This window comes from Salinisphaera hydrothermalis C41B8 (assembly GCF_000732535.1).
In the GTDB taxonomy this organism is placed as follows: Bacteria; Pseudomonadota; Gammaproteobacteria; order Nevskiales; family Salinisphaeraceae; genus Salinisphaera; species Salinisphaera hydrothermalis.
Map to the genome: position 1 here is coordinate 104,617 of NZ_APNK01000003.1, position 23,149 is coordinate 127,765.

The 23,149-nt window shown below is 64.5% G+C and carries 24 protein-coding genes; 3 read left to right on the forward strand and 21 right to left on the reverse strand.

Annotation, left to right across the window (positions count from 1 at the left end):
* Window positions 1–5 precede the first annotated feature (5 nt).
* From C41B8_RS03580 to C41B8_RS03665, 18 genes are all read right to left on the reverse strand, one after another.
* Entirely contained in the window at window positions 6–1,181 is a 1,176-nt protein-coding gene (locus C41B8_RS03580) for an enolase C-terminal domain-like protein (RefSeq protein ID WP_037334186.1), read from the reverse strand.
* A gap of 283 nt (window positions 1,182–1,464) precedes the next feature.
* On the reverse strand, window positions 1,465–1,959 hold the full coding sequence (locus C41B8_RS03585; protein ID WP_198025038.1) for a tripartite tricarboxylate transporter TctB family protein: 495 nt from the start codon (window positions 1,957–1,959) through the stop codon (window positions 1,465–1,467).
* Entirely contained in the window at window positions 1,943–3,460 is a 1,518-nt protein-coding gene (locus C41B8_RS03590) for a tripartite tricarboxylate transporter permease (protein ID WP_037334192.1), read from the reverse strand. Before C41B8_RS03590 ends, C41B8_RS03585 begins: the two co-directional genes overlap by 17 nt.
* A 56-nt stretch (window positions 3,461–3,516) precedes the next feature.
* The gene (locus C41B8_RS03595; RefSeq protein WP_037334193.1) at window positions 3,517–4,491 is read right to left on the reverse strand and encodes a tripartite tricarboxylate transporter substrate binding protein; all 975 of its coding nucleotides are present in this window, start codon (window positions 4,489–4,491) and stop codon (window positions 3,517–3,519) included.
* Between the two features lie 97 nt (window positions 4,492–4,588).
* Window positions 4,589–5,596 (reverse strand): Ldh family oxidoreductase, encoded by a 1,008-nt coding sequence (locus tag C41B8_RS03600; protein WP_037334196.1) that lies wholly within the window; start codon window positions 5,594–5,596, stop codon window positions 4,589–4,591.
* A complete protein-coding gene (locus tag C41B8_RS03605) occupies window positions 5,593–6,528 on the reverse strand; it encodes a hydroxyacid dehydrogenase (protein WP_037334199.1) in 936 nt (311 codons plus the stop codon). The genes C41B8_RS03600 and C41B8_RS03605 overlap by 4 nt, the downstream gene beginning before the upstream one ends.
* Window positions 6,525–8,039 (reverse strand): argininosuccinate lyase, encoded by a 1,515-nt coding sequence (gene argH, locus C41B8_RS03610; RefSeq protein WP_037334202.1) that lies wholly within the window; start codon window positions 8,037–8,039, stop codon window positions 6,525–6,527. The genes C41B8_RS03605 and argH overlap by 4 nt, the downstream gene beginning before the upstream one ends.
* 22 nt (window positions 8,040–8,061) lie before the next feature.
* Complete coding sequence (locus C41B8_RS03615; RefSeq protein ID WP_037334205.1) at window positions 8,062–9,837, reverse strand: L-aspartate oxidase; 1,776 nt, start codon at window positions 9,835–9,837, stop codon at window positions 8,062–8,064.
* Window positions 9,838–9,853: 16 nt separating this feature from the next.
* Window positions 9,854–10,198: a succinate dehydrogenase, cytochrome b556 subunit gene (gene sdhC / locus C41B8_RS03620; RefSeq protein WP_037334208.1), complete on the reverse strand. Its 345-nt coding sequence runs from the start codon at window positions 10,196–10,198 to the stop codon at window positions 9,854–9,856.
* On the reverse strand, window positions 10,195–10,533 hold the full coding sequence (locus C41B8_RS03625; protein WP_037334210.1) for a succinate dehydrogenase/fumarate reductase transmembrane subunit: 339 nt from the start codon (window positions 10,531–10,533) through the stop codon (window positions 10,195–10,197). The genes sdhC and C41B8_RS03625 overlap by 4 nt, the downstream gene beginning before the upstream one ends.
* Window positions 10,530–11,252 (reverse strand): succinate dehydrogenase/fumarate reductase iron-sulfur subunit, encoded by a 723-nt coding sequence (locus C41B8_RS03630; RefSeq protein ID WP_037334213.1) that lies wholly within the window; start codon window positions 11,250–11,252, stop codon window positions 10,530–10,532. Before C41B8_RS03630 ends, C41B8_RS03625 begins: the two co-directional genes overlap by 4 nt.
* Entirely contained in the window at window positions 11,249–11,965 is a 717-nt protein-coding gene (locus tag C41B8_RS19335; RefSeq protein WP_051882957.1) for a haloacid dehalogenase type II, read from the reverse strand. Before C41B8_RS19335 ends, C41B8_RS03630 begins: the two co-directional genes overlap by 4 nt.
* Complete coding sequence (locus tag C41B8_RS03640) at window positions 11,958–12,722, reverse strand: sulfite exporter TauE/SafE family protein (protein WP_037334216.1); 765 nt, start codon at window positions 12,720–12,722, stop codon at window positions 11,958–11,960. The genes C41B8_RS19335 and C41B8_RS03640 overlap by 8 nt, the downstream gene beginning before the upstream one ends.
* Window positions 12,719–13,621, reverse strand: a complete 903-nt coding sequence (locus C41B8_RS03645) for an ABC transporter permease (RefSeq protein WP_051882959.1) — start codon at window positions 13,619–13,621, stop codon at window positions 12,719–12,721. Before C41B8_RS03645 ends, C41B8_RS03640 begins: the two co-directional genes overlap by 4 nt.
* The gene (locus C41B8_RS03650; RefSeq protein ID WP_051882961.1) at window positions 13,611–14,450 is read right to left on the reverse strand and encodes an ABC transporter ATP-binding protein; all 840 of its coding nucleotides are present in this window, start codon (window positions 14,448–14,450) and stop codon (window positions 13,611–13,613) included. Before C41B8_RS03650 ends, C41B8_RS03645 begins: the two co-directional genes overlap by 11 nt.
* Window positions 14,451–14,512: 62 nt before the next feature.
* Entirely contained in the window at window positions 14,513–15,544 is a 1,032-nt protein-coding gene (locus tag C41B8_RS03655; RefSeq protein ID WP_084188442.1) for an ABC transporter substrate-binding protein, read from the reverse strand.
* Window positions 15,545–15,658: 114 nt separating this feature from the next.
* The gene (locus C41B8_RS03660; RefSeq protein ID WP_037334219.1) at window positions 15,659–16,825 is read right to left on the reverse strand and encodes a UxaA family hydrolase; all 1,167 of its coding nucleotides are present in this window, start codon (window positions 16,823–16,825) and stop codon (window positions 15,659–15,661) included.
* Between the two features lie 2 nt (window positions 16,826–16,827).
* Complete coding sequence (locus tag C41B8_RS03665; RefSeq protein WP_037334220.1) at window positions 16,828–17,112, reverse strand: UxaA family hydrolase; 285 nt, start codon at window positions 17,110–17,112, stop codon at window positions 16,828–16,830.
* 121 nt (window positions 17,113–17,233) lie between these two features.
* Here C41B8_RS03665 and C41B8_RS03670 point away from each other — a divergent pair, with 121 nt between their 5' ends.
* The 3 genes from C41B8_RS03670 (at window position 17,234) to C41B8_RS03680 (ending at window position 20,122) form a co-directional block, all read left to right on the forward strand.
* On the forward strand, window positions 17,234–17,965 hold the full coding sequence (locus C41B8_RS03670) for a GntR family transcriptional regulator (protein ID WP_037334223.1): 732 nt from the start codon (window positions 17,234–17,236) through the stop codon (window positions 17,963–17,965).
* Between the two features lie 103 nt (window positions 17,966–18,068).
* Window positions 18,069–18,752: a TIGR00153 family protein gene (locus C41B8_RS03675; protein WP_156962402.1), complete on the forward strand. Its 684-nt coding sequence runs from the start codon at window positions 18,069–18,071 to the stop codon at window positions 18,750–18,752.
* Window positions 18,753–18,856: 104 nt separating this feature from the next.
* On the forward strand, window positions 18,857–20,122 hold the full coding sequence (locus C41B8_RS03680; protein ID WP_037334229.1) for an inorganic phosphate transporter: 1,266 nt from the start codon (window positions 18,857–18,859) through the stop codon (window positions 20,120–20,122).
* On the opposite strand, the gene C41B8_RS03685 is transcribed toward C41B8_RS03680, so the two are convergent.
* From C41B8_RS03685 to C41B8_RS03695, 3 genes are read right to left on the reverse strand one after another with little or no spacing between them, the layout of a single operon-like run.
* Window positions 20,097–21,104 carry an Ldh family oxidoreductase gene (locus C41B8_RS03685; protein WP_037334232.1) on the reverse strand — a complete coding sequence of 336 codons (1,008 nt, stop codon included), beginning with the start codon at window positions 21,102–21,104 and terminating at the stop codon, window positions 20,097–20,099. The two genes, C41B8_RS03680 and C41B8_RS03685, sit on opposite strands and share 26 nt — an antisense overlap.
* Entirely contained in the window at window positions 21,094–22,062 is a 969-nt protein-coding gene (locus tag C41B8_RS03690; RefSeq protein ID WP_037334234.1) for an alpha/beta hydrolase, read from the reverse strand. The genes C41B8_RS03685 and C41B8_RS03690 overlap by 11 nt, the downstream gene beginning before the upstream one ends.
* Window positions 22,059–23,096, reverse strand: coding sequence for a YihY/virulence factor BrkB family protein (locus tag C41B8_RS03695; RefSeq protein ID WP_051882963.1), 1,038 nt, complete (start codon window positions 23,094–23,096; stop codon window positions 22,059–22,061). Before C41B8_RS03695 ends, C41B8_RS03690 begins: the two co-directional genes overlap by 4 nt.
* Window positions 23,097–23,149: the final 53 nt, after the last annotated feature.

Consider the following 23,149-nt stretch of genomic DNA (forward strand, 5'->3'; position numbering starts at 1 on the left):
CCCGCTCAGTCGGCCAGTTCGAGCGCTTTTCGCAGAGCCTCGAACATCACCAGTTTGCGCTCCATGCCGATACCGGGCGCGTCCGGCAGCCGGACGCGCCCATCGATGATCGGAATATCGTCGGCAAAGCCGCCGTAGGGCTGGAATACCGCCGGATAGGATTCGGTGCCGCCGATCTGCAGTCCCGCGGCGATGTTCAGCGCCAGCTGATGGCCGCCGTGCGGCATCAACCGGCGGCGCGGCCAGCCGAGCTGCTCGGTCGCCTCGATCAGGTTGAGATATTCGGTCAGGCCGTAGGCCAGCGCGGGATCGGCCTGGATCCAGTCACGATCGGGTCGCATGCCGCCAAACCGTATGAGATTGCAGACATCCTGCGTCGAGAACAGGTTCTCGCCGGTGGCCATCGACCCCTCGTAGTGGCCGGCCAGTTCGGCCTGCAACGCATAGTCGATCGGATCGCCCGGTTCTTCGTACCAGAACAGATCGTAGGGCTCGAGCATATGGGCATAGTCGATCGCGGTTGGCAGATCGAACTTGCCATTGGCATCGACAGCCAGGCGCTGGCCCTCGCCCAGTACCTCGAGCGCGCCTTCGATGCGCGCCTGGTCGATGGCGATATCCGCACCGCCGATCTTCATCTTCGCGACGCGATAGCCGGCTTCGTCGTAGTGCCGCATCTCGTCCTTGAGACCGGTCACTTCCTTGCCCGGATAGTAATAGCCGCCGCCGGGGTAGACCACGATCTCCTCGTCGTGCCGGCCGTCGTTGTAGCGATCGGACAACAGCCGCCACAGCGGTTGCTCCGCCACTTTGGCGACGACATCCCACACCGCCATATCCAGCGCCCCGGCCGCCACGGCCCGATCGCCGTGCCCGCCGGGCTTTTCGTTGTGCATGAAGGCCTGCCAGATGGTCTTGGGATCGAAATTCCCGCCTGTTTCATCCAGCAGACTGTCGGGGTCGGCCTCCAGCAGCCGCGGGATCAGACGCGAGCGGAGAATGCCCTGCTGTGCATAACGGCCGTTGGAATGAAAGCCATAGCCGATCACCGGCTCGCCGTTTCGCTGCACGTCGGTCACGATCGCGATGACGCTGATCGTCATCTTGGAAAAATCGATGAACGCGTTGCGAATGGGCGATGCGATAGGCGCTACCGCGTCGCGGATTTCCAGAATGCGCATGTATTCTCCTCGGTTAGGGCCTGTTGATGTTTCGTACGAGCGCCGCGTTGGCGTCCGCAAATAGTGTCCTGCAAGGCGTGAGTCGCCGCGTCGTGGCGTGCCACGACCCAGACTTGCAACGCCGCAGGGCGCAATTTGCGGCCCAACCCTTCGGGACAAGCGCTGTTTTGCGGCAATCCAGCGTTCTAGCACGCTTGTGCAGAGTGACTGCACGGCGCGCACTACGCCTCGTCTTGCCGCAAAACAGCGCTTGGCGCGGACTCGTACGAAACATCAGCAGGCCCTAAAACAGCGAGCCGAACACCGACGGATCGGGTAGCGGCACCTGGAACACGTATTTGAAGATGAAGTAGAAACCCAGCACTACGATCACGCCGGACGCGGGATAAAGGCATAGCCGCATCAACGTCCAGCGCTCGTACATCGCGATCGCCATGATCGCGATGTAGGCCACGAGCACGGCGATGACGAAGCCGAGATACGGCATGGCCAGGGTGGCGGCGATCATGACCACGATCAGCAGTACACGCCGGGTGACCGAGCCGGGCGAGCCGGCCGGCTCGGGCGAGGCGTAGCCCAGCAGATTCCTCAGGATGAGCAGGGCACTGAAGACCACCATCAACCCGATGACGGTCTGCGGGAACACCGACGCCTGCGGCGAAGGCGTCTGGCTGATATCCCACCAACACACGCCGCCGATCGCGACGAAAATCAAGGCGCCGATGGTCCCCCGCAGGTCACGGGTGTCGCGCGAGGTTTGCTTAGAGACTGCGGGCATCATCGGACTCCTTGGCACCCCGGGTGAGACGACCGGCGATGATCGGGTAGAACAGCGAGGCCAGGATCAACACGAAAATCCCGATCGCGAGTGGCCCGGAGAAAAAGATCGACAACGGGTCGCCGGTGGCGCCGCCGATCATCCAGCCCTGGACGAAGCCCTGTTCGGCGATCGGGCCGAGGATCAGGCCGAGCACGATCGGCGACGGCTGGAAGCCCAGACGCTCGAGCACCCAGCCCACGATACCCAGCACGATCATCACCATGACGTCCGAGATCGAATTATTGATCGCATAGGTGCCGATGATGGTCATGAAAGCCACGATCGGCACCAACACCGCCTTGGGGAAAGTCACGATCGACTTGAAGGCATAGCGGCCGATCAGCAGGCCGATGGGCAGCATCAGAATCGTGGCGATGAACAGCCCGTAGATGAAGGTATAGACGATCGAGCTGTGCCCGGAGAACATCGCCGGCCCCGGCTGGATGCCTTGCACCAGCAGCGCGCCGAGAATCACCGCATCCGGCGGTGTGCCCGGGATGCCGAGCACCAACGTAGGCACCATGCCGCCGCCGACCGTCGCGTTGTTGGCCGATTCGCTGGCCTGGATACCACGCGGTTCGCCCTTACCGAAGCGCTCGGGCGTTTTCGAAGCACGGCGTGCCTCGGAATACGACACCAGCCCGGAAATCGACCCGCCGGCGCCCGGCAGAATACCCACGAACGCCCCGATCAACGAAGAGCGGATCAGGTTGATCCCACCGGAAAAACACAGCCGGATCGCCTCGGGCAGCCGAAAGCCACGTGAGGCCTCCTGGATTTCCAGATGACGCTCCGGCCGGGCTACCAGATTGATGAGCACGGGAATGCAGTACAACCCGATCAGCCCGGAGACGACATCGATCCCGCCGAGCAACGTGGTCGAATCGAAGGTGAAGCGCGGACTGCCGGAGATCGGCGCCACGCCCACACAGGACAGCAGCAGACCGAAGCTCGCGCCGATCAGCCCCTTCAGCAGAGCACCGGACGAGATCGCCGAGATCAGGGTCAGGCCGAAGATCGCCAGCCAGAAGTATTCGACCGGCCCGAACGCGAGCGCCACATTCGCCAGCGGCGGCGCCAGGAACAGCAGTACGGCCGCGCCCACCAGCCCACCGAATACGCTGGACAGACAGGCGATGGTGACGGCCAGGTCGCCATCGCCGCGCTTGGCCATCGGATAGCCGTCGAAAGTGGTGGCGATCGCCGAGGGCGTGCCCGGCGTATTCAGCAGGATGGCTGCATAGGCCCCGCCATAGATCGCCCCCGTGTAGATCGCCCCCATCAGCAGCAGTGCCGTGGTCGGATCCATCGAAAACGTCAGCGGAACCAGCACGGCGATCGCCATGGTGGCCGTCAGGCCGGGGATGGCACCCAGAATGGTGCCAGCGGCCACGCCGAGCACGGCCAGGGCCAAGTGCAGTGGCGTCAACGCGGCCAAGATGTCGTTGATATGACTCATCGTCACTCAGACTCCGAAAAAGCCGCCCGACCCGGCATCCCGAACCGGGCTGCGTATCAGTGCACTAGGCCGGCTTTCTTAACGAGTTCGGTATACTTGGCCGTCTGCTTTTTCATGAACGCGTCCATCTTGTCGTATGGCACGTTCAGTTCGACGAAGCCACGCTTGGCAAGCGACTTTTTGAATTGCGGATCGGCATTGATCTTGCCAATCAGATCCGACAGCTTCTTGCGGATCGGCTCGGATGTGGATTTGGGCACCGCCACACCGCGATAGGCACCGCCAACCATATCGATCTTCTTTTCCTTGAAGGTCGGCACCTTGGGAAAGATCTCCATGCGCTTGTCGGTGGCGACGGCCAGCATGCGAACTTCGCCCGGATGGTTGGCCGCCACCGTCGAATAACCCCACTCAGCCTTAACCTGCCCGCCGCGCAACGCAGTGTAGGCCGCCCCCGTCCCCTTGAAAGGGATATAGGTGGTCTTGGCCCCGGTGATGTTGTCAAAGCGCACGTTCGCCAGATGATTCGCCGTACCGCTGCCCGAACCGGACATCGTAAGCATGCCGGGATGTTTCTTGGCATAGGCGATCAGATCGTCGAGTGTCTTGAACGGGCTGTCTTTGGCGACGAGGATCGCGTCCGGCGTGTACTCGAACATGTACACATTAGTGATGTCCTTGGTCTTGAAGCCGACGTTGCCCATCATCGGCTTGACGATGATATGCGGCAGATTGGTGCCCATGATCGTATAGCCGTCGCCCTTCATCGAATTGAGCTGCGACCAGCCGACGGCACCACCGCCACCGGATTTGTATTCGATGATCATGTTCTGACCGGTCATCTTCTGGAAGATGGGCTGCTGCAGTCGGGCCGTGATGTCCGACTCGCCGCCCGGACCGAACGGAATGACGTAGTGCACGGGCCGCGATGGATAATTCGAGGCATCAGCCGCGTGTGTGACCTTGATCAGGTTCGGCACGACGAGCGTGCCCGCCAGCACCAGGGTGGCTACCATGGTTCTGTTTCTCATGTGTTCCTCCGTTTCGCTTTTTCGCGTTGTTTAAAATTATTTCGCAGTGCGACCGCTCTCTGAGTGGAGCTTTTGTGGCCGGGGCGTGGGTTATCACCTATTCATGTAGCCCCGCACGCCGCCGGATCTCTGCGATCAGGCTATCGGCGATTTCGACACCCTTCTGCTCGTTAGCGGCCCTCAGCTCGTGGCGCCGCACACCAGGGAGACGCGCGCCAGACTGATTGGCAATAGCGGCAAACAGCACCTCGAGCCGCGCGGCAAACTCCGCGCCCGCCAGGCGGCTGGGATCGATCAGCCAGAAGCATTGCCCGATATTGGGCGGCGGGCCGTCGGCGTTGAAAAAAGAGCTGGCCTCGAAGGCATAGCTCGAGCCGGTGAGCGTGGCCGACAGAATCTCGACCATCAGCGCCAAAGCCGCACCCTTGGCCCCGCCGGCAGGCACCATCGTGCCGCCGAGCGCGGCTGCCGCCTCGGTGGTCGGCTTGCCGGCTTCGTCGAGCGCCCAGCCTTCGGGGATCGACTCGCCGCGCTGATTGGCGAGCATGACCTTGCCGCGCGCCACGCCGCTCAACGACAGATCGATCACCATCGGCGGCGCGCCGCTGCGTGGTACCGCACAGGCAATCGGATTGGTGCCGAACACCCCCTTCGAGCCGCCCCACGGCGCCATCGCCGCCGGCGAGTTGGAGAAACCGAGGGCGACGAAGCCGTTTTCGGCCGCGGCTTCCACGTGGTGGCCGAGTACGCCAGCGTGATGCGAATGCCCGATGGCCACCGTGCAACTGCCGGCCTCGCGTGCCCGCGCCATGCCGTGCTCGATGCCGAAGCCAATCGCCGGGAAGGCAAAACCATGGCCCGCGTCCACCGACAGCGCCGCCGGCGCGTCGAGCCGGATCCGCGGCTTGGCGTAGCCATCCACCTTGCCCGCCATTGCCTGATCGGCATATGCCAACAGCCGCGACAGGCCGTGCGAGGCCAGCCCATCCAGTTCCGCGGCCACCAGCGCACGCGCGACCGCATTAGCATTGGACTGGCTGACAGCGTTGTTGCACAACACGGCGCTGGCCAGTTCGCGCGCCTTTTGCGCAGTGACCAGGCTCATGCCGTGGCCTCTTCGAGCGCAGCCAGCACATTGTCGACCGTCACCTGGCTGACACGCACGTTCGACTGCACCGTCACCCCGGCGATATGCGGCGTGAGTAGTACATTGTCGAGACTGGCATAGACCGAGCCCGCGGGCAGCGGTTCGTCCTCGAACACGTCGAGCGCGGCTGCCGCGATCGTGCCCTCGGCCAGAGCGTCGGCGAGAGCGGCATCATCGATCACACCGCCGCGCGCACTGTTGACGATCACCGCACTCGATTTCATGCGTGCCAGCGCCGCCGCATCGATCAGGTGCCGGGTGCCGGCCACGAGCGGCACATGCAGGCTGATCACATCCGACTCGGCCACCAGCGACTTGAAATCCATCGGCTCGGCGTCGTATTCGGCCCAGCATTCGTCGTGCGGCGACAGATTGGGATCGTGGGCGATCACACGCATGCCGAGCGCTTTCGCGCGAACGGCCACCTTGCGCGCGATGCCGCCGAAACCGACCAGACCCATTGTGGCGCCGGACACTTCCAGCCCGATCAACGCCGAACGGGGCCAGTCGCCCGCCTGCATCGAAGCCCGGTGTTCGTAGGCGCCGCGGCGCAGCATCAGCGCCGCCGCGATCACGTACTCCGCCACGGCCACATCGTTGGCCCCGGTGGCTGGCAGGACGCGCACATCGCGTGTCTTGCATGCGTCCAGGTCGATATTGTCCAGCCCGACGCCCAGCCGACCGACCGCGCGCAGCTGCGGCGCCGCCTGCAGCAGTTCGCCATCCACCTGCGTGCGATTGCGCACGATGATCGCCCGGGCTTGGGCCACGGCGTTCAGCAGGGCCGGCCGGTCGTCGACCAGCGTCGGTTCGAAACGCACCGAATACCGTTCGCGCAGTGCCGCAAGCGGCGCTTCGTCCATGAATTCGGTGATGATGATGTCGCTCACGCCACTCTCCCTTGAAGCCATTGTTCGACGGCGGTGTTCAGTGTGGTATCGGCCGTATCGAGCCCGTCGGCCAAGGCATCGACGCGCTCTCGATCGGCCCGGGCGCGTTCGCCGGCCTCGGCCAATGCGGCCTGCAGCGGCTCGCGCGCCGGCCCACCCTTGACGGTATGCGACTGAACGAAGCTCTCCGGGTCCAGCGCGCCGCTGACCATGGCATCGTCGAGCGGCAGGTCCCGGCCCAGCACATCCTGTGCGGACTCGTTGACCAGCGCGGCATCGACCTGGGTGGCGTCCTTGCCCTGGCGGATCGCACGCAGCACGAGATTGCCGACGATCCGATGGGCACTGCGAAACGACAGATCCGTGGCGCGATGGATGACCGCCGCCAGCTCGGTGCAGCTGGCGAAATGACGGGCGGCCTGGCGCTTCATCGCCTCGGCGTCGACCTCGACGGTCGAGAACACGCCGGTCAGCAGATCGAGAATCGCCGTGGTCTCGCTCAGCGCGCGGAACACCGGCGGCGCCAGGCCTTCCTCGACGTCCTTGGTGTCCTGGTAGTTGACGTTGTGCAGGCTCGCGAACGCCCCGGTCATCTCGCCGATCACATGGGTGGCGGTGAAACGCGAATATTCGAACGGATAGGGATTCTTCTTCTGCGGCATCATGCTCGACGAGCCGGAATAATCGTCGCCGATGCTGATGTAGCCGAATTCCTGGGTATGCCAGATATAGAAGTCCTGGCAGAGCCGGCTGACGGTGGTCATCAGGTTGGCCAGCGCGGCCACCGATTCGAGCATGTAGTCGCCGGCGCCCACACAGTCGTTGGTGTTCTCGATGAGCCCTTCGAAACCGAGCAGTTCGGCCACGCGATCGCGGTCGATATCGTAGGACGAGCCCGCCAGCGCGCCGCAGCCGAGGGTACAGAAGTTGCAGCGGTGCCAGGCCGCGAGCAGCCGGTCCAGATCGCGCTCCAAGGCGTTGATCATGCCCACCAGATAATGGCCGAGCGTGGTGATCTGGGCATGCTGCATGTGCGTGCCGAGCGGCATGACGGTATCGCGATGCGCCTCGGCCAGTGCGAGCAACTGTTCGCGCAGCGCCAGCACGCCGCGCATGGTCTCGATCAGGCGATCGCGCATGACGATACGCACCAGCGGCTCGGGCCGGGTCCGGCCGATGTTGATGTCGCCGGCAATCGTCTCGCCGACACGGGCGATCAGATAGCGCTCCATGGTCGAATAGAAATACTCGACCTGGGGATCGAACTCGCCCATGCCGTCGCGACCGTCGGCTTCCAGCGAACGGATCGCGTCGAGCAGCCCGGCGGCGGTATCCTCCGGGATGATGTCGCGCTCGGCGAGCATCACGGTCCAGGCCTTGTTGGCCTGAATCAGCCCTTCGAAATAATGCTCGAGCATGAAGTCGTAGCTCGGCTTCAGGATCGTGCGGGTATAGATCTCGCCCGGGTGGCCTTCAAGGCGTTCGCGGGAAATACGGCGGTCTTCGGACATGGTCTCCTCCAATGATCTTGAATCAGGCCGTACTGGTACCGGGTCCCGGTGCATCGGCCAGCGGCATGGGTTCGTCGGCGGTGGCGTCCTCGACGAGCAGGCTCTCGCCGGGCATGAGACGCGTGTATTGCACCGGCTCGCGGCCCGCGACCAGGCGTTCGCCCTCGGCGCGGACCACGGTGAACGTCTTCGCCTGATCTTCGTCCATCTCGGGGAAATCGCTTCGGAAATGCGCGCCGCGCGATTCACGCCGGGCGAGCGCGGCCTCGGTGATCGCCCGGCTTACGGTGATCAGGCTCGCCAGGTTGAGCCAGTCGTGCCAGGTCACATTGTAGGCGCGGCTGGACGCGTCCACACCCACCCCGCGCAGGCGCCCGGCCAGCACGTCGAGCTCGTCCAGCGCGGCGTGCATGGCCGTTTCTTCGCGCGCGATGCCGACTTTCTCCCACATCAGGTCGTAGAGCGCTTCGCGAATCGGCTGCAGCGATTCGCTGCTGTGCTGGAACGGGCGCTCGCAGTGCGCGACCGCCGCTTCGAGCTCGGCCTGGCTCGGCTCGGCCAACGGCGCGGCACGATCCACCCAGGCGGCCATGGTGTCGCCGGCAATGCCGCCGAACACCGTGGAGTTGGCCACGCCGTTGCCGCCGAGCCGATTCGCGCCGTGCACGCCGCCGGCATCCTCGCCGGCCACGAACAGACCGGGGAGCGAGGTGAAACAGCGTTCGTCGAAGACCACCCCGCCCATCATGTAATGCGCGGTCGGAATCACTTCCACGCGCTCGCCGGCCAGATCGAAACCGCAGTCGGCACAGCGCTTGACCATGCCCTTGAACTGGGCGCGAACCTTGTCCGGCCCGAGATGCGCCATGTAGATGTACGCGCCGCCGTTCGGCGTGGCCCGACCCGCCTGGATCTCGCTGAAGATGCCGCGGCTGACGATATCGCGGGTGGCGCGCTCGCCGCGTTCGTCGTAGCGCTCCATGAAGCGCTCGCCGTCGCCGTTGAACAGATAGCCGCCGGCGCCGCGCAGCCCTTCCTCGAGCACGGTGCCAGTCATGCGCGTGTGCTCGCCGGCCAGCAGGCCGGTGGGATGGAACTGCACCATCTCCATGTCGCGCAGGGCGAGCCCGGCGGCCAGCGCCATCGCCAGCCCGTCGCAGGATTTGTCGCCGGACGGCGTATGGTATTTGTACATGGTCGGTCCGCCGCCGGTGCCGAGCATGACGGCCCGGGCCCGGCAGAACACGTATTCGCCGCTGCGGATATCGATCATCAACACGCCGGCGAGCGCATCGCCGGACTCGTTTCTGATCAGGGCCACCGCCCGGTGTTCTTCCAGGCGATCCACCCCGGTGGCCCAGGTCTGCTCGGCCAGCCGACTGATGATCTCGATGCCGGTGAGATCGCCGCGGTGCACGGTGCGATCGAAAGTCTGGCCGGCAAAGGCTTTCTGATGCACCGTGCCGTCGGCGTTGCGATCAAAGAAACAGCCGTAGACGTTTTCCAGTTCGCGGATCCGGACCTGCGCCTGCTCGACCAGCGTCCAGGCAACGTCCTGGTTGTTGAGCCACTTGCCGCCGTTGAGCGTGTCCATGAAATGACGCTCGGTGGAGTCGGTTGGCGCGAGTGCCACGTTGTAGCCGCCCTGGACCATGCGCGTACAGCCACATTTGCCGAGCAGGCCCTTCACCGCGATCGTCACCGACAGATCGGGTGCGGCCTGCTTGGCATGCAGCGCCGCCAACAACCCGGCGCCGCCGCTGCCGAGTACGAGAATATCGGTCGTGATCTCTTTCATGACGTTACCTTCGTACTCAGAACGCACGCAGCAGATAAGCCAGCCCGCAGGCCAGCGCCACCCCGAAACTGACCGCGACCAGATTCTTCTGGGCCGCCCTCCAGCCCAGCATCTCGAGCGCCAGAATCCGCAGGCCGCTGGCCAGATGCACGGCCAGCAGGACGACCAGCCCGGTTTCGGCGAACCGCACCAGCGGCAGATCGGTCCAGCCGATGAAGCCCTGCAGGCTGGCGGCCCCGCGCAGCGACAGGCCGAGCGCCCAGAAATGCACCGGCAGGAACAAGGCGAGCAACAGGCCCGACACGCGATGCGCGACGAACCCCCAGTACGGCAGATGCTGGCGTGGCCCGTCGGCGATCATGCGAACAACCCCTGCACGGCGCGCAGGCCGAGCCATAACGACAGAACACAGAACACGGCCGCGGCGATGGTCAGGCTGTTGCCGCGCCAGGCGGTGTGCTCGCGCACGATGTTGCGCAGCCCGATCGAGCCATGAATGGCAGCGACGACCACGAACACGCTGTAGAACACGAGCCAAGCGACCGATCCACGCGTGCGCGCGAGAATCTCTTCGGCGCTCAGACCATTACGGATCACCACGATCATCGTGATCAGGTGCACCAGGACCGCGAAGGCCAACACCATCGAGGTCAGCCGCATGACCGCCCACAGGCGGACTTCGTTGGCGCGGTTCATAGCTTGCCTCGCAGCGCGGCCTTGAAGCTCAGGCGCTTCAGGCCGGCAATCGACGACGCCGGATCGAGTTCCATCGGACAGCGCAGCGTGCAGCTCTGCTGGCTGTGACAGGCATGACAGCCGGCGTCGCCCGAGACCGCACGCAGGCGTGCGGGACGGCCGCCGTCACGTTCGTCGTTCATCTGTACCCAGGCGCGATTGAGCGCAGCCGGGCCGAGATACTCCGGATTCCAGGACACCACGTCGCAGCTGCTGTAGCACACGCCACAGCCGATGCATTCCTGGGCGGCGTCGGCCCAGGAGCGCTGCTTGCCGGCCGGCTCGACGACGGCGAAATCGTCATCGGCCGGGCGCGTTTCCGACGGCACGAACGGGCCCTCGGCGCGCTCCCATTTATCAAAGAACGGCGCCATGTCGGTGACCAGATCCTTGACGATCGGCAGATTGGCCAGCGGCTGGATGGTCAGCCGGCCGTCGCGCGCGACCTTGTCGACATGGGTGCGACAGGTCCAGCGCGATACGCCGTTGACCCGCATCGCACAAGAACCGCACATGCCGACGCGGCAGGCGAAACGATAGGACAGCGCGGGATCGAGCTCTCGCTGGATATGGCTGACCACGTCCAGCACGGTCTGGTTGGCACGCTGGGGTACGTCGTGTTCCACGAAGCCGCCGTCGGCGTCGCCTTTCCAGACGGCGACGGTCAGGGTTGCAGTCATGAACGAGCCTCCGTCGACGAGATCGCCGAGAGTGCGGCCGGCAGCCCGGACAGATCGGCCACGGTGAATGAGGGGGCGAACTGCGGATGGAGCAGTACGTCGTCGAAGCGATTCGACCAGCCACAGAGCAGGCCGGCCGAGCGCGCGCCCATCACGTCGGTGGACGAGCCGGCCACGTGCAGCAGGCCGTCGCGGTCGATGACCAACGCCTCGAGCGCGTAGGTATAGACGCGCGGCTGCGGCTTGTAGGCACCGGCACGCTCGGCCGAGATCACGGCATCAATGCCGGGCAGACGCGCGGCGAGCGCTTCGAGCATGTCCTGATCGCCGTTGGACAGCAGCGCCAGCCGGTAGCCGCCGCGGCGCAGCGCGGCGAGCGCGGCCGGGGCTTCCGGCCACGGCTCGAGCGCATCCCAGGCCGCGACCAGCGCGCATCGCGCTCGTTCGCCCAGATCGAGCCCGCAGTGGGCCAGCGCATAGTCGAGCGCCAGGCGCGTGGCGCGCCGAAACGACAGATGACCGCGCTCGAGCATGGCGTGATGCTGGGCGAGCGCAAGCTGCTGGCGCCGCCAGAGTTCCAGTACGCGCTCGCCCTCGCCCCGGTCCGTTGCAGCGAACGCCTCGTGGATATGCGGCAGCAGACTGGTCCGGAAATCGAACAGCGCCGAATAGACATCGAAGCTGATCCACTCGATGGCATGTCGTTCAGGCATACAACCCCCGACGAATCAGATTCGCGCCGAGCAGCATCAGCAACACCAGCAGCACGCGCCGGAACACCTCGGGCTGGATATGACGGCGCAGGCGCCGGCCCAGCCAGAGCCCGGCGAACACCGGCAGCAGGGCCAGCGTCGACCAATACGCTTCCGTCGCGCCGAACACGCCGGTATAGGCATAGGTGGCCGCCAGCGGCACCGCGCCGGCGAGCGCGATGACGCCGTAGGCGCCGACGAATTCCTCGCGGTCGAGCCCGCAGGCCACGAGATACATGAGCAGCGGCGGCCCGTTGACGGTCGACAGCCCGTTCACGACACCGGTGGAGCCGCCGACCACCGCACCGACCCAGTTGCGGTGACGTGCTGCCAGGCGCAGGTCGGGCTTGATCAGATTGACGAGCGCGAACGCGATCGCGATGACGCCGAGAATCGTCAGCAGCCGGGCCGGATCGATCCGCGCCATCCAGTAGCCGCCGATCGCGGTGCCGATGGCGAAACAAACGATCATCGGCCAGAACCGCCGACAGGCCGTGCGCCAATAGCCGCTCTGCAGCGCCTGCCATAGATTGGAAGCCAGCACCGGCACCACCATCAGTGCGAGTACGGCATGCGGATCGAGCAGGCCGCCCAGCAGCGATACGCTGAAGACCGGCATGCCGAGGCCGAGCGTGCCCTTGACCGCGGCAGCGACCACCAGGATGGTGGCCACGACCAGCAGCCCGATAGCGGGCGACAGCCCCGCGATCGCGATCATCGCGTCATGCCCCACTTGCGCACGGTGTGCACTTCGATGGTCCGGAACACCAGGCCCTCGACCAGCAGCCCGATCAGGATCACCGTGAACAGACCGGCGAACACCGAAGCGGTCTGCAGTTCGTTGCGGTTCTCGAAGATGAACCAGCCGATGCCGCCGCCGCTGGAGGTGGCGCCGAACACCAGCTCGGCCGCGATCTGGGTGCGCCAGGCGAACATCCAGCCGATCTTCAGGCCCGACAGAATGGTCGGGAATGCCGCCGGCATTAGCAACTTGGCCACGTAACGCCAGCCCTTCAGGCCGTAGTTGCGCCCGGCCATGCGCAGCGTCTCGCTCACCGAGATGAAGCCGGACAGCATGTTGAGCGCGACCGCCCACAGCACCGCGTGAATCAGCACGAACACGATGCTGCCCGCGCCGAGGCCGAACCACATGAGCGCCAGCGGCAGCAGCGCGATTGCCGGCAGCGGGCTGAACATGGCCGTCAGCACCCCGAGCAGATCGGAACCGAACCGCGTGAGCACCGCGAACATGGTGAGCAGTGTCGCCAGCACCACGCCGCTCACATAGCCGATCAGCAGGATCGATATCGAGTTCCAGGCCCGGATCAGCAACGGCCCGTGCACGGTCGAATCCCAGAGCGCCTGAATGGTCGCGGTGAAGGTCGGGAACAACAGCGGGCTGTTGGCCCACATGGCATAGATCTGCCAGATCAGCCCGAGCACCACCAGAATGAATAGGTTGCGAGCCAGCGAGTTGTCGCGCAGCCGCTGCCATGGGCTCAGGCTGCGGGAAATCTCGCCGATCTCGCCGATGGACCGCGGCTCGCGCTCGAATTCATCTCGCACCGGGGGCTCGATTCGCGCGGCGGGCACTGCCTCATCTGCCTTATTCGCCATGATGTTGCCCCATCGCATCGATCCGCTCGGCAAACAGCATGTCGTGGATGCGTTGCTGCAAGGCATGGAACTCGGCGCAGTCCTGATTGGCGTGATTGAACTGCTGGGCATTGAGTTCGGCGCGAACCTGCCCCGGGTGCGGCGAGAGCACCAGAATGCGCGAGCCGATGATGACCGCTTCCTGGATGGAATGGGTCACAAACAACACTGTGAAGCGCAATTCCTCCCAGAGCTCGAGCAATTCCTCCTGCATCTTCAAGCGGGTGAGCGCATCCAGTGCGGCGAACGGTTCGTCCATCAGCAGAATGGCCGGGCCCATCGCCATGCCACGCGCGATGGAGGCGCGCTGCTTCATGCCGCCCGAGAGCTGGTGCGGGTAGGCATCGAAGAACTTCGTGAGGTTCACTTTCTCCAGATAGCGCTTGGCCCGGTCGACGGCCTCGGCCCGTGCGTACTTGCCGCTGGTGACCATCGGGAAGACCACGTTCTCCAGCACCGTCTTCCAGGGCAGCAGCTGCTCGAACTCCTGGAACACCATCATCCGGTCCGGGCCGGGGGCATGCACCGGCTTGCCGTTGAGATTGATCTCGCCCTCGACCGGCGACATGAACCCGCCGACGCCCTTGAGCAGCGTCGACTTGCCGCAGCCCGACGGCCCCAGCAGCACAAATCGGTCGCCCGGGAAGACCTGGAAATCCACTTGGTAGCTGGCGGTGACGATCTGTTTCTTGGTCTTGTACTGCAGCGTCACGCCCTTGACGTCGAGCAGCGGCGTGGCGCCCGGCGCTACCGATTCGGTTTCGGTTCGATTGATAGTTGCGGTCGGCATGGCATCTCCTCCGATAGCCTTATTCACCCGGCCCGTGTTGGCGACCGATTGTTCTCATCCGCTCAGCTGCCCTTGTCCTGACTCAGATTGTCGAAAAACACGTCCTTCCAGGATTTCGGCATGTGGTCGATCGACCCGGTCTTGTGCATGAACTGTGCGTACTTCATGACGTTCTTCGGGGTGACCGTGAACTCGATGGCCGGGTCGGTGATGATCTTGTAGATGAGCGACTCCGGCAGCTTGGAGCTCGCCTGCTCGATATAGATCTGTGCCGCCTGCCTGGGATGCGCCTTGATAAAGGCCATCGCCTGCTGGAGCGCCGCAAACACGGCGGCATATACCTTCGGATTCTTCTGTCGATAGCCCTGGGTCGCCCAAATCGTGTTGAACGTCGACTTGCCGCCCAACACGTCGTACGACGAGAGAATCTTATGCACGCCCGGCTTTTCCAACTCTTCCTGGTAGTAGGGCGGCGAACCGAAATGGGCGTCGACGTTGCTCTTGCTGAGCATCGCGGCCATCGCGTCCGGGTGCTTCATGGATACGGTCAGGTGATCGAGCTTGTCGTAGGACTTGATGCCCCACTGCTTGGCCGCGGCCATTTGCAAGGTCACTGCCTGAATGGACACCTTGACCGCCGGCAGGCCGATCCGGTCCGCATTGCTCAGGTCCTTGATGCTGTGCACATTGGGATTGATCGTTGTCAGCACGATCGGCATCGAATTGAGCGAGGCGACGCCGCGGACGTTGCTGCTGCCCTTGGTCTTGTCCCAGATCTTGAGCAGCGGGCCCACGCCGCTAGCCGCAAAGTCGAGGCTGCCCGAGAGCAACGCCGCGCTCGCCGAATCGCCGCCGCCGAGCGTCTTCCACTCGACCTTGAGATTCTTGATGCCGCGTTTGGCCGCCTGTTTCTCGACCAGCTGCTGCTGCTGCATGACCATCAGCGGGAGATAGCCGATCCCGTACTGCTGGGATATGCGAACCGTGCCAGGGCTGCTGTGCGAGCAGGCTGCCAGCGCGGTGACGACGGTCATCACCGCGCCGAGCGCGACGGCCCGCCAGTTCCACCGCCGATAAGCTGTGTGGTGCGACATGGTTCTCCTCCGCTTCGCGGCCCGCATTCGTTATTGATGTGTGCGGGTCCGCTTTGGTGTGGGTGATGGGCGTGCGGCCGCTGAGTCAGAGCCGGCCGCCGCACGCCAGTGGCATCAGGCGCTCCGATACAGTTTGGTCAGCACGAACTCCCGGTGGCCGAGCGCTTCGGCGGCGGTCAGTCGACCACTGCTGGTCTCGAGCACGGAATCGATCAATGCATCGCCGGCCTGATCGAAATCCATCTCGCGGCGCAGGATTCCTGACACATCGAGATCCACATGCTCGGACATGGTGCGCACGGTGCGCGGGTTGGCCGACAGCTTGATCACGGGCTCGATCGGGTTGCCGATGATGTTGCCCTGCCCGGTCGGGAACAGATGAACCACGTATCCAGCGGCGGCCATCAAGGTCACGCACTCGGCGGCGGCCGATGAGGTATCCATGAAATACAGCCCCGGCCCCTTCGACGGTTCTTCCGCCGGTTCGAGTACGTCGATATACGACGTCTTGTGACCGATCTTGGCCAGGTTGCCGAAGGCTTTTTCCTCGATGGTCGACAGACCGCCTTCGATATTGCCCTTGGTCGGCTGTGACTCGGACAGATCGTTGGTCTTGTGGCGGTTGATGAAATCGTTGTAGCTGCCCCAGGTATCCAGGAACTTCTGCTTGGTCGCCTCATCGGCCGCGCGCTCGGCACACACCATTTCGGCGCCGGTGATTTCGGAGGTCTCGCCGAAACACATCGTCGCGCCCTCGGCGATCAGCTTGTCCATCAGGTTGCCGACCGTCGGGCACGAGGCCAGGCCCGAGGTGGTATCGGATTCACCGCACTTGGTGGAAATCCACAGCTCATCGATGCCGCACTCTTCGCGCTGCTTCATCGAAGCGTCCTGCACGAATTTCTTGGCCGTCCATGAGGCGCGAGCAATGGTATTGATATCGCCATGCTGTTCGATCGCGAAACCTTCGACCGGCTTGCCGGTCTTGGCGATGCCGTCGACCACGCGCTGGGTCCAGCCCGGCTCGATGCCGATGACCACCACAGAGGCGACGTTCGGGTTCGAACCGGTACCAATCAGGGTGCGGAAGTGCAGATCCAAATCCGCGCCAAACTGCAACCGTCCGTACGGATGCGGAATGGCCATGGTGCCCTTGATGTTATTGGCCACCGCTTCGCAGGCCGCGTTCGAAATATCGTCGAGCGGGAGGATGATGACGTGGTTGCGCACGCCCACGCGTCCATTCTCACGCCGATATCCCAGAAAACTGCGCTTCGTCATGGCTACCACCGCTTGGTCTTGATGTTGTGGACGTGCACGTGATCGCCCTTGGCGATATCGGCCACCGCGCGGCCGATGTCGTGTTCGTATTCGATGATCGTGTCTTCGTTGCCGATATCGGCGAGCGCGATCTTGTGGCCGATCGGGATGTCGTGATTGGCCTTGATCTCGATCGTCTCGTCGCCTTCCATCAGCCAGCCGGTGAGCGTTTCGCCCGCGCTGATGCCTTCGACAACCACAACCCCGACCTTGTCGGCTTTGTTGTGGACCAGGAAGTGGGTCTTCATCCGATTCTCCTCCGTGTATCGCGTTAAGCCCTGCGGCATACTCCTTGTATTATGTCTTATATAAGACTGTCAACATTAGACTATCGTTTATGATGGGCTGGTGAACGAGGCACAGGAACCTATGAGCGAAGCACGTGGGCTGAACTACAGGCCGCTTTACGAGCAGATAAAAACCTTACTTGTCAGGCGTTTAGGGAACAACGAATGGCCGCCCGGCACGGCACTGCCCAGCGAAATCGCGTTGGCGCAGGAATACGACGTCAGCCAGGGCACGGTGCGCAAGGCCCTCAACGTAATGGAAAAGGAACATCTCGTGGAACGCCGCCAGGGGCGCGGTACGTTCGCGGCTCGTCACAGTCAGCAACGCTCGCTGTTCCAGTTCTTCCACCTAGTCAACGACAACGGCGAACGTGAACTCCCGGTCAGCCGTGCCACGAGTTGCCGCCAGAGCAAGGCGAGCGCAGCCGAAGCGCGCGCGCTGGAGCTCCCCGAGCGCGCTAGTGTGATCCGAATCGAGCGGGTGCGAGAGCTCAACGGCACGCCGGCCATTCACGAACGTATCAGCATTCCGAGCAGTCTGTTCCCGGGTCTAGCCAGCTGGCCGCCCGAGAATCTGCCGAATACGCTATATGAATTCTACGAGACGGAATACGGTGTGATGGTGGTACACGCGAGCGAAAAAGTTCGCGCAGCTGCCGCGTCGGCCACCGAAGCCAAAGTGCTGGGCGTGGCGCCGGCTTCGCCGTTGTTATCGGTCGAACGGCGCGCTCTCAATATTCGTAACGAGCCGGTGGAATGGCGACGCAGTCTGTGTCGCACCGATCAGCATTACTATTTCAACGAACTCGACTGACGACATCGGCAGGCACGTCCCACTGCGCTGGCTGTGCCCGGCAGCACAAGTAAGTAAACTCACGATAAGCCATCCGCTCGACATCGCGACTATATCCATGGATATCACCAAATCGAGCCCGCTATCGCGGCTGTTCCGCGGCGGCTCGCCGTTCGAGGCATTGTCGGAGCATATTCGGCAGGTGGACCGCGGCGCCGATCTGTTGATCAATTTCTTCCAGGCGAGTTCGGATGGGGACTGGAACCGCGCCCAGACGCTGTATCGCGAAATTTCCGACTGCGAGCACACCGCGGACGACCTCAAGGATCGGATCCGGCTGAATCTGCCCAACACGCTGTTCCTGCCGATCTCGCGCTCGGACCTCCTGGAGCTGGTCGAGGCGCAGGACAAGATCATCAACAAGATCAAGGACATCGCCGGGCTGATGACGGGCCGGCGGATGCAGTTCCCGGCCACGCTGCTGGAACCGATCAACAAGTACATCCAGGTCACCATCGATACCGTGCATCAGGCGCGCAAGGTACTGGAGGAACTCGACGAACTATTGGAATCCGGGTTCGGCCGCAATATCTCCGAGGTGATCGAGGACATGGTCGTCGAGCTCGGCAAGCTGGAAAAACGCGCCGACGAGGAACAGGTCGCGATCCGGCACCGTCTGCTCGAGCAGGAGTCCGAACTGCCGCCGCTGGAAGTGATGTTCCTCTACCAGATCATCGACTGGATCGGCACCGTCTCGGATCGCGCCGAGCGCGTCGGGTCGCGTCTTCAGATCATGATGGCGCGCTGAGCGGCGTCATTCGGCGTTCGCGTGGCGGCATGGATCGCGAGCGCGCCCAAGGGCTACACTGCCCGTCCGCAGCCCGCCGCGCGCCTCAAGTCTCAGGGAATTGAATGTCGATGATCGCTCAGCATGCCGAGCTCTATCTGGCTCTGGCGTGCATTTTCGGCTTTTTCATGGCGTGGGGGATCGGGGCCAACGACGTCGCCAACGCCATGGGCACATCGGTCGGTTCCGGCGCCGTCAAGCTCTGGCAGGCCGTGCTCATTGCCGGCATCTTCGAATTCCTCGGCGCCTGGCTGGCCGGCGGCCAGGTCACCCAGACCATCAGCAAGGGCTTGATCCGGCCCGAAATCTTCGCCGCCGATCCACATATTCTGGCGACCGGCATGCTGGCCGCCCTGCTCGGCGCGGCCACATTCCTGGTATTCGCTTCGCTGCGCGGGCTGCCGGTGTCGACCGGACAATCGATTATCGGCGGCATTCTGGGTTTTGCCCTGGTGGCCGCGGGCGCAAAGCCTGTGAACTGGGGTGAGATCGTCTCGATCGTGCTCAGCTGGATCACCTCGCCGATCATTGCCGGGCTGATCGCGTTCGTCATGTTCGAATCGATCCGCCGGCTGATCCTGTCGCACGACAATCCCGCGGAAGGCGCGCGCCGCTATATGGCGTATTACGTCTTCCTGGCCGCGTTCGTGATCTGCCTGGTCACGCTGGAAAAAGGCCTGTCGCATATCGGGCTCGATCTGTCGCTGGCCCAGAGCATCGGCGGCGCGTTCGTGTTCGCGTTGGCAGTCGCCGTGGTCAGTCGCCTACTGCTGCAACGCATCGATCTCATGCCCGAGGCGGCCATCGCCGATCGTTATCGCAACGTCGAGCGTGTATTCGGCTATGCCCAGATCTTCACCGCCGCGACCATGGCGTTCGCCCATGGCTCCAACGATGTAGCCAATGCGATCGGCCCGGTGGCCGCCGTGGTCAATGTGGTCGAAGACCCGCAGCACATCGGCGGCCAGTCGGAACTGGCCAGCTGGGTGCTGATTCTCGGCGGCGCCGGCATTGTGTTCGGCCTGGCCACCTACGGGCACCGGGTCATGCGTACGATCGGCGCCGGCATCACCGAACTGACGCCGACGCGCGGTTTTTCTGCCGAACTGTCCGCGGCCACGACGGTGGTCATCGCGACCTGGTTCGGTATTCCGGTGTCCACCACGCAGACGCTGGTGGGCGCCGTGCTCGGCGTCGGCCTGGCTCGCGGCATGCGGGCACTGGATCTGTCGGTGCTCGGCAGCGTTTTCACCGGCTGGATTCTGACCGTGCCGGGCGCCGCGGTATTCGCGGCCGTGTACTACTTCATTCTGCGGGCGCTGATCGGCTAGTGAGCGCTCTCAGGCGCGCCTCGAGTTCCGCCGATATAGCGACGCCCTGACGACGAACGCTCTCGCGCGCCACCTCGCCCCGCGCGGCCCGGCGGCAAACCGCCGGCCCGCCGGGTACCGTCTGCAACAGCGACTCCAGCCGCGGCCCGAAATCCTCGCCGCCCAGCCGATTCGGATCGATCAGGAACAGGACCGGCCCGGATTCGGGCATCAGCTCGACATCGTCGGGCCCGGCACTCGAGGCGACTGGCGCAACCCGAGCGGTCAACGCCGCCGCGACGATTTCGATCACCAGGGACAGCGCCGCGCCTTGCTGAGCCGCCCCGGCGATGCGCGCATCGGCCTCCTGGCCGGCCTGGACGTCCTTGAGCTCTCGCTGCGGCGCGGTCTCACCGTACTGGGCCGCCAGCATGGCGTGGCCTTGCGCGACCGTGGTCATCGACAGGTCGATCACCAACGGTGGCGCGTTGCTGCGCGGTACGGCCAACGCCAGAGGGCGGCTATCCGTCACCAGCCCACGCTCCCCCTGGACGCCCGGCGCCGCTGAGCCGCCGGCGAAAGCCAGACCGATCTGGCCGGACTCGGCGATCCGCTCGACGTACGGCCCGAGCCGGCCGGCCCGACATGCGTGCGCGACGGCGAGTACGCAACAGCCCGTTGTCGCAGCACACGGCACGGCCTCGCCCAAACCGAGATCGATCGCGGCATGGGCGAAACCGGAGTGGGCGTCGATCGTGATCGCTGAGGGCGCGCGTTGCACGATTTCGGGCATCGCTCGGCCGTCGATCTCGCCCGCGGCGAGCTGGCCGGCATATACGGGAATCTGTGCCAGCCCTTGGCTCGACCGACTGTCCAGCTCCGCAGCAATCACCGCCTCCGCCACCCGGTCGGCATGGCGCGGCGCGGCGCCCGCCGCGATCAGTGCATCGCGCGCGAGCCGAAAAGCGTCATCGATCGATAGGCGAACCGGCTCATCCGCCATGGGCGCCACCCGCGCCGTCCGATTTCAGAAAGGCCGACACCTGATCGAACAAGGCGTGGCGCCGATGTTCGAGCAGCGCGAAGTGACTGGCATGGGCGATCTCGACATAGGCCTTGTCGCGCGCTCCAAGCGCATCCAGCAGCGCCAGCGCATCGGCACGTGTGGCGGTGGTATCGGCGCCGCCGCGGATCACCAACGTAGGCATCGAGATACGGGCCGCGTCATAGCGCGGCCGCCCGTTGAACGCCGACCAGAGATCGAGCAAAACGCCGTTGGGCGCGCGCACGGCATTGCCCGGTTCGTCGGCCAGCATGGCTTCGAACCAGGCCGCGAGAATCGCCGGATCGCGCCAGGCATCCGAGCGGGCCGCCGTGATCTGGGCCGCCCAGCGCGCATCGGCCTGGGCCTGGGTCTCGGTCCGATAAGCGCCTGGCGCGCGCAGACGATTGGGCTGGCCCGGCTCGGACAGCCCCTCGATCCATCCCGGATTCTTCGTGCCATACACCGGAGCGAACAACACCAGCCGGCGGATCGCCGCGTCGCCATGCGCGATATGAAAAGCCGTGGTCATCGTGCCCCACGACCAGGCCACGACATCGACGACCGATACGCCGGCCCGGCGCCGGATGGCGGTGATGGCATCGGCGATATCCACGGCCGCGTCCTCGGCCCGACAGAACGGTTCGCCTGCCTCGGGCGCTTCGGCCATGCAGTCCGGCCGGCTCGACCCGCCATAACCGCGCATATCCAGCGCGTAGGCGTCGTAGCCGTCGGCCACGGCGCGCGCCATCCAGCTCGCACCCGGCACGTCGAACATCACGCCGGGATAAGTCGCGCCATGAACAAACAACAGGGCACGGCCGGCATGGCCGGGCCGCCCCACGGCCGCGGCCTCGCGCAGACTCAGCGTGGCGCCGGGGTCGGCGCTGCTTGCGATTGTGAGGCGTTGCGTGGTCATCGGGGGTCCAGTTCGTCCTGTGCGTGGAAGTCGATCTCGTCGGCCCGGCGGGCCACGTTGTCCGCCACAAACGCGCCGCGCTCGCCCATCGGCTTGTTGCCGCTGATGGTCGTGTCCTCGGCCGTCTGGAATTCGAGCTGGGCATTGATCTCGCCGCCCACCAACATGATCAGCACGGTGATATAGAGCCAGGTCAGCACGACGACCACTGCGCCGAGCGAGCCGTAGGTCGCCGAATACGTATTGGAGAACGCGACGTAGACCGAGAATGCCAGCGAGCCCAGGATCCAGAACACCGTCACCAGGGCCGCCCCGACGAGCACCCAGCGCCATTTTGGCCGCGTCCGGCTGGGGGCGAACCGGTACAGCCCGGCAATACCCAGCATCAGGAACAAAGCGCCCAGCCCCAGACCCACGCCGCGCGCGATAGCGACGACCCAGCCGCCCAGCCCGAGCGCGGTGGCGACCAGTGGCACGCCGGCGGCCAACACGGCGACCGCGATCAGGCCGACGATAATCGCCAGCGTCAGCGCGAGCGATACCAGCGTGGTGATGATGATGTTGCGTGATTCTCTTTCGGCATAGACCACGTTGAGCGCCACCATCAACGCGGTGGTGCCCTTGCGTGCGCTCCATAGCGCGAGTGCCAGGGTCACGATCGCGGCGACACCGAGCGTGCCGGTCGGGCGCGCGGCGACCTGCGTCATCTGCCCGGTGACCGTATTAATGACGTCCGGCGGCATCACGCCGGCCAACCCCTGCATCTGGACGACCACCTCATGCGGGTCCTGAAACAGTCCGTAGATGGCGACAAAAGCGGCGACGCCCGGAAAGATCGCGAGCAGGCCATAAAACGAGACGCCGGCCGCAATAATCGACAGGTTGTTGTCGGAAAAGGCATGGAACACCCGTAGCAGGATGTCCTTCCAGCCGATTAGTGGGATATGTGCGGGCGTGCGGGCGCGGCGACCGCGGCCATCCTCGGAGACAGTCTCGCCGGGCGCGAGGCGATGCGCGTTTTTGCGAAACACCATGATGTGTGCCGTGAAACCCTTATCGCGAGTATACGCAATCCCCGGCTACCGGC

Coding starts and splice junctions, on each gene's coding strand:
- C41B8_RS03580 (WP_037334186.1), bottom strand. CDS start 1,181: ATGCGCATTCTGGAAATCCGCGACGCGGTAGCGCCTATCGCATCGCCC.
- C41B8_RS03585 (WP_198025038.1), bottom strand. CDS start 1,959: ATGCCCGCAGTCTCTAAGCAAACCTCGCGCGACACCCGTGACCTGCGG.
- C41B8_RS03590 (WP_037334192.1), bottom strand. CDS start 3,460: ATGAGTCATATCAACGACATCTTGGCCGCGTTGACGCCACTGCACTTG.
- C41B8_RS03595 (WP_037334193.1), bottom strand. CDS start 4,491: ATGAGAAACAGAACCATGGTAGCCACCCTGGTGCTGGCGGGCACGCTC.
- C41B8_RS03600 (WP_037334196.1), bottom strand. CDS start 5,596: ATGAGCCTGGTCACTGCGCAAAAGGCGCGCGAACTGGCCAGCGCCGTG.
- argH (WP_037334202.1), bottom strand. CDS start 8,039: ATGTCCGAAGACCGCCGTATTTCCCGCGAACGCCTTGAAGGCCACCCG.
- C41B8_RS03615 (WP_037334205.1), bottom strand. CDS start 9,837: ATGAAAGAGATCACGACCGATATTCTCGTACTCGGCAGCGGCGGCGCC.
- sdhC (WP_037334208.1), bottom strand. CDS start 10,198: ATGATCGCCGACGGGCCACGCCAGCATCTGCCGTACTGGGGGTTCGTC.
- C41B8_RS03625 (WP_037334210.1), bottom strand. CDS start 10,533: ATGAACCGCGCCAACGAAGTCCGCCTGTGGGCGGTCATGCGGCTGACC.
- C41B8_RS03630 (WP_037334213.1), bottom strand. CDS start 11,252: ATGACTGCAACCCTGACCGTCGCCGTCTGGAAAGGCGACGCCGACGGC.
- C41B8_RS19335 (WP_051882957.1), bottom strand. CDS start 11,965: ATGCCTGAACGACATGCCATCGAGTGGATCAGCTTCGATGTCTATTCG.
- C41B8_RS03640 (WP_037334216.1), bottom strand. CDS start 12,722: ATGATCGCGATCGCGGGGCTGTCGCCCGCTATCGGGCTGCTGGTCGTG.
- C41B8_RS03645 (WP_051882959.1), bottom strand. CDS start 13,621: ATGGCGAATAAGGCAGATGAGGCAGTGCCCGCCGCGCGAATCGAGCCC.
- C41B8_RS03650 (WP_051882961.1), bottom strand. CDS start 14,450: ATGCCGACCGCAACTATCAATCGAACCGAAACCGAATCGGTAGCGCCG.
- C41B8_RS03655 (WP_084188442.1), bottom strand. CDS start 15,544: ATGTCGCACCACACAGCTTATCGGCGGTGGAACTGGCGGGCCGTCGCG.
- C41B8_RS03660 (WP_037334219.1), bottom strand. CDS start 16,825: ATGACGAAGCGCAGTTTTCTGGGATATCGGCGTGAGAATGGACGCGTG.
- C41B8_RS03665 (WP_037334220.1), bottom strand. CDS start 17,112: ATGAAGACCCACTTCCTGGTCCACAACAAAGCCGACAAGGTCGGGGTT.
- C41B8_RS03670 (WP_037334223.1), top strand. CDS start 17,234: ATGAGCGAAGCACGTGGGCTGAACTACAGGCCGCTTTACGAGCAGATA.
- C41B8_RS03680 (WP_037334229.1), top strand. CDS start 18,857: ATGTCGATGATCGCTCAGCATGCCGAGCTCTATCTGGCTCTGGCGTGC.
- C41B8_RS03685 (WP_037334232.1), bottom strand. CDS start 21,104: ATGGCGGATGAGCCGGTTCGCCTATCGATCGATGACGCTTTTCGGCTC.
- C41B8_RS03690 (WP_037334234.1), bottom strand. CDS start 22,062: ATGACCACGCAACGCCTCACAATCGCAAGCAGCGCCGACCCCGGCGCC.
- C41B8_RS03695 (WP_051882963.1), bottom strand. CDS start 23,096: ATGGTGTTTCGCAAAAACGCGCATCGCCTCGCGCCCGGCGAGACTGTC.